This window comes from Lysobacter sp. 05T417 (assembly GCF_056396405.1).
Genome location: NZ_JBFTLK010000003.1, coordinates 23682 through 36201 on the forward strand (window position 1 = coordinate 23682; position 12520 = coordinate 36201).

General features: G+C 67.1%; 9 protein-coding genes and 2 pseudogenes. 2 read left to right on the plus strand and 9 right to left on the minus strand.

All coding sequences use genetic code 11. From position 1 onward, the window contains the following. Positions 1-47: 47 nt before the first annotated feature. From AC1DER_RS06075 to sufT, 6 genes and pseudogenes are all read right to left on the minus strand, one after another. On the minus strand, positions 48-1508 hold the full coding sequence (locus tag AC1DER_RS06075; protein ID WP_477357756.1) for a S8 family peptidase: 1461 nt from the start codon (positions 1506-1508) through the stop codon (positions 48-50). 357 nt (positions 1509-1865) lie between these two features. Continuing rightward, complete coding sequence (locus AC1DER_RS06080; RefSeq protein ID WP_477247748.1) at positions 1866-2138, minus strand: proprotein convertase P-domain-containing protein; 273 nt, start codon at positions 2136-2138, stop codon at positions 1866-1868. An 81-nt stretch (positions 2139-2219) separates the two neighbouring features. After that, a pseudogene (locus AC1DER_RS06085) lies at positions 2220-3947 on the minus strand (S8 family peptidase); the annotation flags it as partial. A gap of 317 nt (positions 3948-4264) precedes the next feature. Then, on the minus strand, positions 4265-4537 hold the full coding sequence (locus AC1DER_RS06090; RefSeq protein WP_477247750.1) for a proprotein convertase P-domain-containing protein: 273 nt from the start codon (positions 4535-4537) through the stop codon (positions 4265-4267). A 90-nt stretch (positions 4538-4627) separates the two neighbouring features. Continuing rightward, positions 4628-6343: pseudogene (locus AC1DER_RS06095) on the minus strand (S8 family peptidase); the annotation flags it as partial. Between the two features lie 684 nt (positions 6344-7027). Then, on the minus strand, positions 7028-7585 hold the full coding sequence (gene sufT, locus AC1DER_RS06100; protein WP_441817717.1) for a putative Fe-S cluster assembly protein SufT: 558 nt from the start codon (positions 7583-7585) through the stop codon (positions 7028-7030). A gap of 182 nt (positions 7586-7767) precedes the next feature. Here sufT and AC1DER_RS06105 point away from each other — a divergent pair, with 182 nt between their 5' ends. Next, complete coding sequence (locus AC1DER_RS06105) at positions 7768-8187, plus strand: hypothetical protein (RefSeq protein WP_477247706.1); 420 nt, start codon at positions 7768-7770, stop codon at positions 8185-8187. Positions 8188-8219: 32 nt separating this feature from the next. On the opposite strand, the gene pdxR is transcribed toward AC1DER_RS06105, so the two are convergent. Next, positions 8220-9656: a MocR-like pyridoxine biosynthesis transcription factor PdxR gene (pdxR, locus tag AC1DER_RS06110; RefSeq protein WP_477247708.1), complete on the minus strand. Its 1437-nt coding sequence runs from the start codon at positions 9654-9656 to the stop codon at positions 8220-8222. A gap of 118 nt (positions 9657-9774) precedes the next feature. On the opposite strand from pdxR, the gene AC1DER_RS06115 reads away from it, so the two are divergent. Further along, the gene (locus AC1DER_RS06115) at positions 9775-10305 is read left to right on the plus strand and encodes a hypothetical protein (RefSeq protein WP_477247710.1); all 531 of its coding nucleotides are present in this window, start codon (positions 9775-9777) and stop codon (positions 10303-10305) included. Here the strand turns inward: AC1DER_RS06115 and AC1DER_RS06120 are convergent. Next, entirely contained in the window at positions 10302-10964 is a 663-nt protein-coding gene (locus tag AC1DER_RS06120) for an ankyrin repeat domain-containing protein (RefSeq protein WP_477247712.1), read from the minus strand. The genes AC1DER_RS06115 and AC1DER_RS06120 overlap by 4 nt on opposite strands. A gap of 2 nt (positions 10965-10966) precedes the next feature. Next, positions 10967-12454 (minus strand): catalase, encoded by a 1488-nt coding sequence (locus tag AC1DER_RS06125; protein ID WP_477247752.1) that lies wholly within the window; start codon positions 12452-12454, stop codon positions 10967-10969. Positions 12455-12520: the final 66 nt, after the last annotated feature.

Consider the following 12520-nt stretch of genomic DNA (forward strand, 5'->3'; position numbering starts at 1 on the left):
ACACAAGAGCGCCCCGGTCAAAGCCGGGGCGTTTTTTTGCGCGGGACTCAGGGCTGATGGGTCTGCTCCGGTTCCGGCGGGCCGACCGGAGGCAGCGGCGGAATCGTCGCATCCTGCGCGGCGATCGCGTTGACGATGCCCGCCCCGATTGGCTTCGACTGTCGCGTCTTCGCGGCCGAGGCCGTGGACTTCAGCAACGCCTCGATTTCGGCCGGCGATCTGGGCGTGGGCGCCACGGACTGGATCAACGCCACCACGCCGGTCACATGCGGCGCCGCCATGGAAGTCCCGCTCGAGAAGCCGTAGCTTTCGGCTTCGGGCCCGGTCCTGCCGCTGTTGAGGGTCGACAGGATGGCCACGCCCGGTGCGGCAACGTCGATCCCGGCTCCGTAGTTCGAGAACAGTGCGCGCCGACCCAGCCGCGTGGTCGCAGCCACGGCTATCACGTTCTTGCAGCCGGCTGGCGAGTGGCCGGCCACATCCTCGCCATCGTTGCCGGCGGCGGCGACCACGGTCGTGCCGCGGCCGACGGCCCGGTTGATCGCACGTTGCATCGTGGCGCCGCAGGTTCCTCGATGGCCCAGGCTCAGGTTGATGACTTCGGCCGGGTTGGCGTTGGCCGGCACGCCGTGGACGGCGCCGCCCGAGGCCCAGACGATCGCATCGGCAACGTCTGAGTCGTGACCGCCACAAGTGCCCAGTACGCGCACCGGAACGATCCAGGCGCCGTGCGCAACGCCGGCCACGCCCTTGGCGTTGTCGGTTACCGCGTCGATGGTGCCCGCGACGTGGGTGCCGTGCCAGTTGGAGTGTCGCGCCGGGTCTGCCTTGCCGCACTGACCTTCGCTGCGCCAGTTGCCCGGGTCGGAAGGATCGCTGTCGCGGCCGTCGCCGTCGTTGGACATCCGGGTACTGCTGATGAAGTCGTACCCGGCGATGACGTTCTCATCGAGGTCGCTGTGGCGGGTGATGCCGGTATCGAGCACCGCGACTACGGCGCCGCCGCCGTCATTGAGGCGCCACGCCTTGTCGGCGTGGATTCCGTTGCGGCCGCCCAGCCCCCACTGCATCCGGTAGCGCGGGTCGTCGGGTTCCCGGGTCGGCTGGTTGAGGTGATCGACCTCGACGTATTCCACGCCCGGGTCGCTGGCGATCTGGCGCATCAGCGAGGCCGCCTCGGCCCGATCCAGCTGGCGGCTGGAACTGACCACTTCGGCGCCGGTGGCGATGCGCCGAACGTGCCTGAGCGCGATGCCCTTGCCGCCCCTGCGCCCTCGCCGCTGCGAGGCGGACTCGAGCGAGCGCGTCATGGCGTCCGGATCCGCCTGGGCGGCACTGCCGTCGCGGTATTTGACGATGAAACGGTCGTAGTTCCAGCCTGCTTCCATGCCGGAAAGGTTGACGCGGGCCTGCTGAGCAGACGCCGGCGTGGTGGCCGCCGACAGGGCGACGGCCATGGTCGCGAACAGCGATCGCACGCGGATGGAACGTGGTGGTTGGACAGACATCATGGGAATCCCCAGGTTCGAACTGCGAAATGACAGCCGCCGCCAGGCTTGAGGCGCGCAGCTGGACGCAAGACAGTCATCGGCACCGCAGCGCGCTGCGGTATCGCCGGTCATCACACAGGTCGGAATCGGAAGGAACGATGTCCCGTCGGGCAGCGATTGCGTGGTGGCCGGTCCCGACCGGTGCGACGCACCAGTCGGGAAAGCGCGGCCCCACACCGCTACGGGCGAATGTACTTCGGTTCGCCAGCTGCGCAACACTGCGCAGACGAAGTGCCCTCGCGCGCAACAACATCGGCCCGGTTGCAGACGGCGCCGCGCGCATCTGCACGCCGCCGCAGGTCAGACCGGACCAGATCACAACGTCATGCTCCAGCCCTTGAGATAACCCACGTCGCCTCCGGCGTTGTCGTACACGCGCAGCATCCAGGTTCCCTTGATCGCTTGCCTGGACAGATTCAGCGAAACCGTCTTGCTGAGGTTGTCGACATGGCTGCCGTTGCGTTCGTGGAGGTCGTAGATCGAGCCGTCCGGCGCCAACAGTTGCACCCTCAGGTCACCCTGGTAGGTGTGCTCGATATCGAACGTCACCGAGGCATTCTTCGGGCCGCCCCCCCAGCGGGATGACACCGTGATCGGGCTGCTGGAGCTGGCGTGATCGTAGATCGGATAGTCGGCGTTGTTTCTGTAGGTCTGCGCACCGCCGCCGCTGTAGCTGCCGGTCAACGAAACGGCTCCAAAGGCGCTGTTTCCACGAAGCAGCACGTAGTACGTTCCGTCCTTGGTCGCCGCGATGTCGCACGTCTCGTTGTTGCCCTCGCTGGCGGATCTGCAGTCGTACGTAGCGGGTGTCGGCACACCGCCAAACCTGACGTACAGGTCGGCATCGCCGACACCATCCCTGGTGGTGAACCTCAGGCCCGAAGCTCCCGCAGGGACGTACAGCGAGTACATCTGTTCGCTGTTGACCGAGCCGCTGATGCGGGTTGCGACCACGCCGTTGTCGAGCCCGGTGGCGGCCGTCGATGGCGTGGGGCCGTTGGCCGCATCGACGGCCGCCTTTGCGCTGAGGATGCCCGGACCAACAGGTCGCGACGGTGTCGACGGGAACGCCGTGACGTTGCCTTTGATGAGCGCCTCGACCTGCGCCGGTGTCCTTGGCGTGGTGGCCACCGACTGGATCAGTGCAGCCACGCCGGAAACATGTGGCGCTGCCGTCGAAGTGCCGTTGTACGACGTGTAGGTCTCCGTGCCCGGCGTGGTGGCGCCGCTGTTGGCCGTGGACACGATGCCTGAGCCGGGTGCTGCGATGTCGATCATCGAGCCATGGTTGGAGAAGCTCGCGCGTGCGCCAGTGTCGGTAACCGCAGCCACGACGATGACGTTGTTGCAGTTGGCTGGCCTGAAACCGGCGACGTCGGATGAAACATTGTTGGCTCCCGTGACGATCGTGGTGCCACGGCCGACTGCTTCATCAATGGCGCGCTGGAAGGTGAATCCGCAATCGGCGACGTCGCCAAGACTGAGGTTGATGACTTCGGCTGGATTGGCATTGACGGGAACGCCACTGACAGCGCCGCCGGAAGCCCAGATGATGGCGTCGGTGATGTCGGAGTCGAACCCGCCGCACGTGCCCAGTACACGAACCGGGACGATCCTGGCGCCATGGGCGACACCGGCGACGCCGCGGGCGTTGTTCGTCACCGCGGCAATCGTGCCGGCGACGTGCGTGCCGTGCCAGCTCGAGGCCCGTGCGCGATGGATGCCACCGCACTGGTTGGCGCTGATCCAGTCTCCGGGGTCGCTGGCATCGCTGTCGCGTCCGTCGCCATCGTTGGACACACGGATATCGGCGATGAAGTCGTAGCCGGGCAGCACGTTCGCGTCGAGATCGCTGTGATCGACGATGCCGGTGTCGAGCACCGCCACTACCGTGCCGCTGCCGCTGGTGACGTCCCAGGCCTGGTTGGCCCTGATGCCAGGGGCACCGGAGAGTCCCCACTGCTCGCTGTATCGGGGGTCGTCGGGGACGATCTGCGCCTGGTTCACCTGGTCGATCTCGACATACTCGACGCTCGGATCGGCGCCAATCTGTCGCATCAGCGCCTGCATTTCGACACGGTCCAGCTTGCGATCGACGCGGATCACTTCTGCACCCGTCGCGGTGCGGCGAAGATGCTGAAGGTCTATCGCTCTGCTGCGGCCAAAGGTCGTGGCGGCGCGATCCAGCGACCTGCGCATCAGGGCACCATCGCGGTAGGCGTCGCTGTCGTCCTGGTATTTGACGATCAAACGGTCGTAGCCGCCCTCGGCCTGCATGCCGGAAACGTTCATGCGTGCCTGTTGAGCCGACGCAGGAGCGGCGATGGCGAACAGAACGATTGCTGCGGCAGTGCATAGCAGGTGTGCGCGGAACAGGTTCGGACGTCGGATGTCCATCTGGCATTCCTTTGTTGTGTGCGGACTCCGCAAATCCAGGCAACTACCCCAGGAGGCAGCGGGCTGCAGCCTCGCAGGGGTTCTGCCGGGGAATACCTGTCAGCTCAATCGCCCTCAACTGGGTGCGAATTGGCCCACCTTCGAAGACTGGCCCGCCCTGATTTGAAAGGGCGCGATTTCTTCACGCGCAAACCTGCGAAGCGTACCTGCGAATGAGTCGACAGTGGGGACGCCTCCGTGCATCGATCCGCCAAATTGAAACGCCCCGGCAATTGCCGGGGCGCTCAGGCGTGGCGCGGTGAATGCGCGTGCCCGTATCAGAACGTCACGCTCCAACTGTTGATGTAGCCCACGTCGCCGCCGGCATTGTCGTTGACGCGCAGCTTCCACGTGCCGTTGAGCGGTTCGCTGGACAAGTTCAGCGTGACCGTCTTGTTGACGTTGTCGGCGCTGCCGCCGGTGCGGTTGTGGATGTTGTAGAGCGAGCCGTCCGGCGCGACCAGGTCCACCTTCAGGTCGCCCTGGTAGGTGTGCACGATCGCGACCGTCACCGAGGCATTGCTCGGGGCGTTGCCGGTCCGGCCCGACACCGCGATCGGGCTGTCGACGGTGGCGTTGTCGTTGATCGTGAAGTCGGCGGTGTTGCTGTAGGTCTGCGTGCCGCCGCCACCGCCAGTGGTGTAGCTGCCGGTCAGCGACAGGCCCGAGTACGCCGCATAGCCACGCACCAGCACGTAGTACTTGCCGGCCTGCGCCGTGGCGATGTTGCAGGTCTCGGCATTGGTGCTGGTTTCGGACTTGCAGTCGTACGTGGTGGTGGTCGGGGCGCTGCCGAACTTGACGTACAGGTCGGCATCGCCGGTGCCACCGCTGGTGACGAACTTCAGGCCGGTGGCGCCGGCCGGAACGTCGAGCGAGTACAGCTTGTCGCTGCTGGCGGCGCCGCTGACACCGGTCACGGCCACGCCGTTGGTCAGCGGGGTCGTGGTCGGCGGCGGCGTGGTGCCGTTGGTGGCGTCGACGACGGCCTTGGCATTGAGGATGCCCGGGCCGATCGGCTGCGACGGCGTCGACGGGAACGCGGTGACGTTGCCCTTGATCAGCGCCTCGACCTGCGCCGGCGTCTTCGGCGTGGTCGCCACCGACTGGATCAACGCGACCACGGCGGCAACGTGCGGTGTCGCCATCGAGGTGCCGTTGTAGGACGCGTAGGTCTCGGCGCCCGGCGTGGTGGCGCCACTGTTGAGGGTGGACAGGATGTTCGAGCCCGGCGCGGCGATGTCGATCAGCGAACCGTAGTTTGAGAAGCTCGAACGCGCACCGGTGCTGGTGATCGAAGCCACCGCGATGACGTTGTTGCAGTTCGCCGGCGAGGCATTGGAGACATTGGTGTTGTCGTTGCCGGCGGCGATGACCAGGGTGGTGCCGCGACCGACCGCGCCATTGATCGCCGTCTGCGTGGTGGTGCCGCAGGCGCCGCTGCCGCCAAGGCTGAGGTTGATGACCTCGGCCGGGTTGGCATTGGCGGGCACGCCACTGACCGTGCCTCCGGACGCCCAGGTGATCGCGTCGGCGATGTCGGAGTCATAACCGCCGCAGGTGCCGAGCACGCGCACCGGGACGATCTTGGCGCCATGGGCAATGCCGGCAACGCCCTTGGCGTTGTTGGTCACCGCGGCGATGGTGCCGGCGACGTGGGTGCCGTGCCAGCTGGAGTTCTGCGCCGCGTGGGTGCCACCGCACTGGTTGGCGGTGACCCAGTCGCCCGGATCGCTGGGATCGCTGTCGCGGCCGTTGCCATCGTTGGACACAGCGGTGTCGATGATGAAGTCGTAGCCGGGCAGGATGTTGGCGCTCAGGTCGCTGTGGCTGGTGATGCCGGTGTCGAGCACCGCGACCACCGCGCCGCTGCCGTTGGTGACATCCCAGGCCAGGTTGGCCTTGATGCCGTAGGTGCCCGAATAGCCCCACTGCTCGCTGTAGCGCGTGTCGTTGGGCGTGAGCAGCGCCTTGTTGAGCTTGTCGACTTCGACATATTCCACGCTCGGATCGGCGGCGATCTGGCGCATCAGCGTCTCGGCCTCGACGCGGTCGAGCTTGCGCGCGGCGCGGACCACGTCGGCACCGGTGGCGATGCGACGGATGTGGGTCAGGCCGAACGACTTGCCGGCCGAACCGATCGCACTGCGCATGGTGGCAGCGTTGGTCTGGGCGGCGCTGCCGTCCTTGTACTTGACGATGAAACGGTCGTTGCCGCCGTTGTCGGCCTGCAGGCCGGAGAGGTTGATGCGGGCCTGCTGGGCCAGGGCCGGTGCGGCGAACGTGGCCGAAATGGCCACGACAGTGGCGACGGAGAGTGCGTGCATGCGGATGCGACGCGGGAGACGATTCGACATCGGATGGAACCCCCAAAAGTCAGGAACTTCGTGATGGTCGGGTCCGGCCTGCCGATGCGATCGCCTCGCCGCGAACGGATCGCTGCGAATCACCACCCCGGGGCCGGGCACGTTCGGCGGTTCGCCACGTCGAGGTGGCGACCGTTTGCTGCCAACAACCACGACCGCAGGCGGGCTGCGGCCGACCCGGGCATCACGCACGCACGCGGCCACCGGTACCGGGGCGTGGAGCCCCATCTGGCGCGGGGACGGCGAGGAATGCGCGCTGTCGGGCCTTGCACCCCGCCCGCCAACGGCTGCGACGAGGTCGAGAGCAGCCCCCTCCGCTCTCAAACCAGCTCAACGCAGCAATACCCCACCCCCCTACCGCCAATCGAGTGAACAGGGTTGGCACAGTCGCGGAAATGCGAACGTCATCGCGTTCAGCTTCTCGAGGCGCGTGTTCAGAAAAATGGAGCGAACGTCCATGGATTCCCGCCTTCGCGGGAATGACGGGTCCAGGGACGGAGACCGCGAAATGAGGGGCCGGAGCGTCGTCCGTCGGGTCGGGGATTGCGGAGCAGCGGGACATGGATGTCCCGCGCCCCGCATCGGACAAGGATGTCCGACTAAGGGGCGGAGCAATCCCCGACCCGGCGGACGACGCCCAACCGGAAGCCTCAGCGCAAAAGCAGCAGAAGCAACTCAGAACATCCCGGTTTCGAGGCGAGCCGCTTCCGACATCATGTTGCGATTCCACGGCGGATCGAACACCAGCTCGACATCCGCCTCGGCCACCGTCGGGATCATCTCGAGCTTGTCGCGCACATCGGCGACCAGGATGTCACCCATGCCACAGGCCGGCGCGGTCAGGGTCATGCGCACCTCGACCCGGCGCTTGCCCGCCTGCTCCGGATGCGCCTGGATGCTGGCCTCGTAGACCAGGCCCAGATCGACCACGTTGATCGGAATCTCCGGATCGAAGCACGTGCGCAACTGGCGCCACACCAACTGCTCGACCGCCTCATCGTCGGCGCCCTCGGGCAACTCCAACGGCTCCGGCGGCTCCTTGCCGATGGCATCGGCATCCCGTCCCGCGACGCGGAACAGATTGCCTTCGACAAACACGGTGTAGCTGCCGCCAAGCCCCTGCGTGATGTAGCCGATGCTGCCCGCGGGCAACGTCAACTGCTCACCTTGCGGGACCATGACAACGGCGCAATCGCGCTCGAAACGGACGGGTTCGCTGCTGCGGGAATACATGCCGGAGAGATTGGGGGTGCCGGAGGCTGGCACAAGGGCAGCGATTCTACCGGGGTTGAGCCACCGGGATGGGCAATCCCGGTCATGTACCCCGACAAGGCAGGCGAGAGAGCCGCCGGCCGCGAGCAACGTCCCCGGCCTCCCGGCTATGCTGTTGCATTGAACGTCCCCCTGAGTAGTCGATGACCCCACCCGCCCCGCCTGCCCGCCGCGCCTCGTGGTTTTCGTGGTTGTTGCTGCTACTGGGCGCCTGCGGGTTCGCCGCGGTATGGGTCCTGCTCAGCCTCTATAGCGGTCGCCAGAACGGCTGGATGGCGGTGCTGGGCGCACTCGACATCGCCTGGATGCTGCGCCTGGGCGGATGGCGTCCCGGCCCCGGCCGCCTCGTCGCGGGCGTGGCCGGTACCGCCACGATAGTGATCGCATCCAACTGGTTCATCACCGCGACCCAACTGGGCGCGATGCTCGGACTGCCACCCTGGGACTCGGCGATGCGCCTGGGCGTCCACCACGCCTGGATCCTGATGCAACTGGCCAACGGCGCCGCCGACCTGGCCTGGATCGCGGCCGGACTGGTCGTGGCAGCCTGGCTGTCCCGTTAGGGCCTGGCCCTGCGAAGCCAAGCCCCGCGAACCTACGCGGATTCGTCCAGGCACGCCTCGAACAGCGCCACCGCCTCGTTGATCTCGGCCACCGACAGCGCACCGTAGCCGAGCAGCAGGCCGGCGCGATCGGGCGGATCGAGGTAATACGGCGCAATCGAATACAGCCCCAGCCCCAGGCTGCGGGCGCGCGCGATGAAGGCTTCGCCCTGCTCGGCATTGCGCCCCTTCAGCCACACCACCAGATGCATGCCGGCGCGCGAGTCGTTGATCTGCAGGCGCCCGCGACTGCACCGCTGCAGGCCGCCGAGCAGCACCGCGCGCCGCTCCTTCAGGGTCTTCCAGGTGCGGCGCAGGTGCCGCTCGAAACCGCCGTCGACGATGAACCGCGCCAGCGCGGCCTGCTCGATCCCGGCCGATCCGAAATCGTCCTGCCACTTGGCGTTGACGTAGTCGCCGCGCAGGCCCGGCGGCACCACCAGGTAACCCAGTCGCAGCGACGGAAACATCACCTTCGAGAACGTGCCGACGTAGATCACCCGGGCACTGTCGTCGAGCGAGCGCAGCGCGGCCAGTGGCCGCGCGTCGTAGCGGAACTCGCCGTCGTAGTCGTCTTCCAGGATCCAGCTGCCGTGGCGGCGGGCGTAGTCGATCAACGCCAGCCGCCGCTGCAATGACAGCACCGCGCCGCTGGGGAACTGGTGCGACGGCGTCACGCAGACCAGCTTCGGTGCCGGCAGCGGCAGTTCGTCGCACAGCAATCCCTGCGCATCGACGCCGACGGTGCGCACGTGCGCACCGTGAATCTGCAGCGCCTCGCGCATCGCCGAGTAGTGCGGCTCCTCCAGCACGACCTCGTCGCCCGGATCGAGCAGCACGCGCGCGGTCAGGGCAACCGCCTGCTGGGTGCCATCGACGATGATCACGTCCTCGGGCTGCGCCTGCACGCCGCGGCGCCTGCCCAGGTAGTCGCAGACCGCTTCGCGCAGCGCCAGCACGCCCTGCGACGGCGGATAGTTTGGCGAGGTGTAGGCCGCGGCGTGCGCCAGTTCGCGCGACCACGCGCTGGTCAGCGCCGGATTGGTCAGCGGTAGCCCGTACTGGAAGGTGTAGCGCACGCCAGGGATGGCGCGGCCGGGAATGCGCAGGTGATCGTGGACGATGCGCGCGCGGCGGGCGAACTGCGACTGTGGCGGCAAGGGCGCATCCACCGCATGCAGCGGCCGCGCCGACTGCACCGGCGGGGTGACATAACTGCCGGAGCCGACCCGGCCGTCGACGAAGCCTTCCGCCCGCAGCTGGTCGTAGGCGGCCAGCACGGTGTTGCGCGACACGCCCAGTTCACGCGCCAGCTGGCGGGTCGCCGGCAAACGCGTGCCCTGGCTGACCCGGCCGGCAAAGACGGCGCTCTTGAGCGCGCGCGTCAGCTGCGCGTGCAGCGGACCGCGACCGTCGAGTTGCAGGTGCATGGCCGGCCTCCTGGAGGGCGTGGCGGATTGGCCCCATTCAAGCCTGATGAATTGGACCTTGCCAGTGCCACTTTGCCACGGCTCCATAGGGCCAATCCCGCGCCAACAGGATTCGAAGATGAAATCGCCCGCCCGCGACCCCGCCTCCTCGACCTCCTCGACGTCAGCCGCCCACTGGGAACGCCCGGCCGCCTGGGCCTGGATCCTGATCGGCGGCCTCACCGTCGGCGCCTTCGACCTGCTGTTCGCGATGATCTGGTGGGCGCCGCTGGGCACCTCGCCGATCCGCATCCCGCAGTCGGTGGCGGCCTGGATCATCGGCCGCGACATCGCCTTCGCCGGCGGCGCCACCACCGCCCTGTTCGGAGCCGCACTGCACTTCTACCTGATGACCGCGATCGTGGCGATCTACCACGTCGCCAGCCGCGGACGGCCGTGGCTGCTGCAGCACCCGCTGCGCAACGGCGCGATCTACGGCGCGCTGTGCTACGTGCTGATCCACGTCATCGCCGTACCGATGTTCTCGGCCGCGCCGCCGCGGCGGTTCCTGCTCGACTGGTCGGTCGCCTGCCTGCTTGCGCACATGCTGCTGGTCGGCGTGCCATGCGCGTTGTTCGCGCGCCGCTGGCACGAGGCGGGCGACGACTAGCGTTCGTTGTCAGCGCCACCTGAGTGGCCCTGGAACGGGGCGAACTCGCCGTTGGCCAGGCGTTCGGGAGAATTGCCCGCGGCATCTTCGGCGCGCATGTCCGCTCCGCTTTCCCGCAGCGCCTCGAGCACTTCCTTGCGGCGGAACAGCGCGGCGTACATCGCGGCGGTCTGGCCGGCATCATTGCGTTGATCCGGCGCACAGTCGGCACGCAACAGGCGCCGCGCGATCGCCAGCTCGCCTTTGAAGATGGCGCCCATCAGTGCGGTATTTCCACGATTGTCCTGCACACACGGATCTGCGCCGGCCGCGAGCAACTGTTCCACTGCCGCCGCGTGCCCATGGTAGGAGGCCAGAATCAGCGCTGTGTATCCCTTCTCGTCGCGGACATCGAGGTCGTAGCCTGCGCCGATGAATTCATCGAGCATGGCCTGATGACCGCTGCGCGCGGCGTCGAAGAAATACCCTTGCAACTGCGTGCGCAGCTGCGTTGCCTGCACTGGTTGCGCCTGGCCGGAGCCGCCCGGCTGTGCGCATGCGCCGCCGCTGGCCACGACCAGCGATAGAGCCAGGAAAAGTTGGGGAAACCGGTAAGTCCGCACGGTGATGCTCCGTCGGGGCGCGCATCGCGGCCCGCCGCGATGCGCGAGGAGAAACATCCTCAGTCCTGCAAGGCCGAGGCCAGTTCGCGGACACGGGCGATATCGCCCTTGGCCACGCGGGCGACACCGGTGCCGTACTGGGGATCGGCCTTGTACAGGAACGAGAGAATGATGTGCTTGCTCTCCTCGTCGCTGCCGGCCAGCGACTGGCCAAAGCTGCGGATCAGGTCCTGGCGTTCCTTCGCGTTGAAGGACCGGTACAGCTCGCCGGCCTGCCGGAAGTTCTGCTCACGCCGGATCTTCGCCTGCTGGGTGCTGCCGGCCAGTTGCAACTGGCTCAGGCGCGCGCCTGCGTCCTGGGGCCGCGGCTGCAACCGGCTCGGCTCGTAGTTGACGCCGGTGGTGGTGTGGCCGAAGTTGCCCGAACCGTCCTGGTTGACGTTGTTGATGGCCATCTTCGGTCGATTGACCGGCAGTGCCAGTCCGCTCGCCCCCAGGCGGTAGATCTGCGTGTCGGGATAGGCGAACAGCCGACCCTGCAACAAGCGGTCCTCGGACGGCTCGATGCCCGGCACCAGGTTCGCGGGGGAAAGCGCGACCTGCTCGGTTTCCTGGAACACGTTGTCGACGTTGCGGTTGAGCACCAGCTCGCCGATCTTCCGCTCCGGAACTCCGGTCCACACCTTGGTGGCGTCGAGCGGGTCGAAGTCGAACTTCGCCAGGTCGGCCGGCGCCACCACCTGGATCATCAGCTCCCAGCGCGGATATTCGCCGCGCTTGATCGCCGAGACCAGATCGTTGGTCAGTTGGCTGTAATCGCGCCCCTGGACCTGCTCGACCTGTTCCGGATCGAGGTTGCGGATGCCCTGCATGGATTTCCAGCGGAACTTGACGTAACTCACCTCGCCGGCGGCGTTGACCAGCTTGTAGGCGTGCACGCCGTTGCCGTCCATGAAACGGTAGCCGGCGGGGGTCCCGTCGTTGGAGTACAGGCGGGTCAGCGTATGCGTCGCCTCCGGCACGTGCGAGAAGAAGTCGAAACGGCGCGAGTCGTCGTCCAGGTTGGTGCGCGGGTCGGGTTTGACCGAATGCACCATGTCCGGGAACTTGATCGCGTCGCGGATGAAGAAGGTCGGGAAGTTGTTGCCGACCAGGTCCCAGTTGCCCTCGCCTGTATAGAACTTGACGGCAAAGCCATGCGGATCGCGCAGGGTCTCGGGCGAATGGTTGCCGTGCACGACCGACGAGAAGCGGACGAACACCGGCGTCTTCGCGCCTGGGCGGAACACCTGCGCCTTGCTCAGCGCGGAGAGGTCCTGCGTCGCCACGAACTCGCCATGGGCGCCGGTGCCGCGGGCGTGGACCACGCGCTCGGGAATGCGCTCACGGTCGAAACGCTGCAGCTTCTGCACCAGCTGCACATCCTGCAACAGCGCAGGACCCGTCGCGCCGGCGGTCTGGGAGTTCTGGTTGTCGCCAACCCTGGCGCCGTTGTCTTGCGTGAGGAACGATTGCGCGCTTGTCGTCTGGATGAAAGCTGCCGGCATCAACGCAAGCAATGCAAGGGTCGTGCGCGTTCCATGTCTCATGTGGCGTCCTGGCTCTGTGCTGGG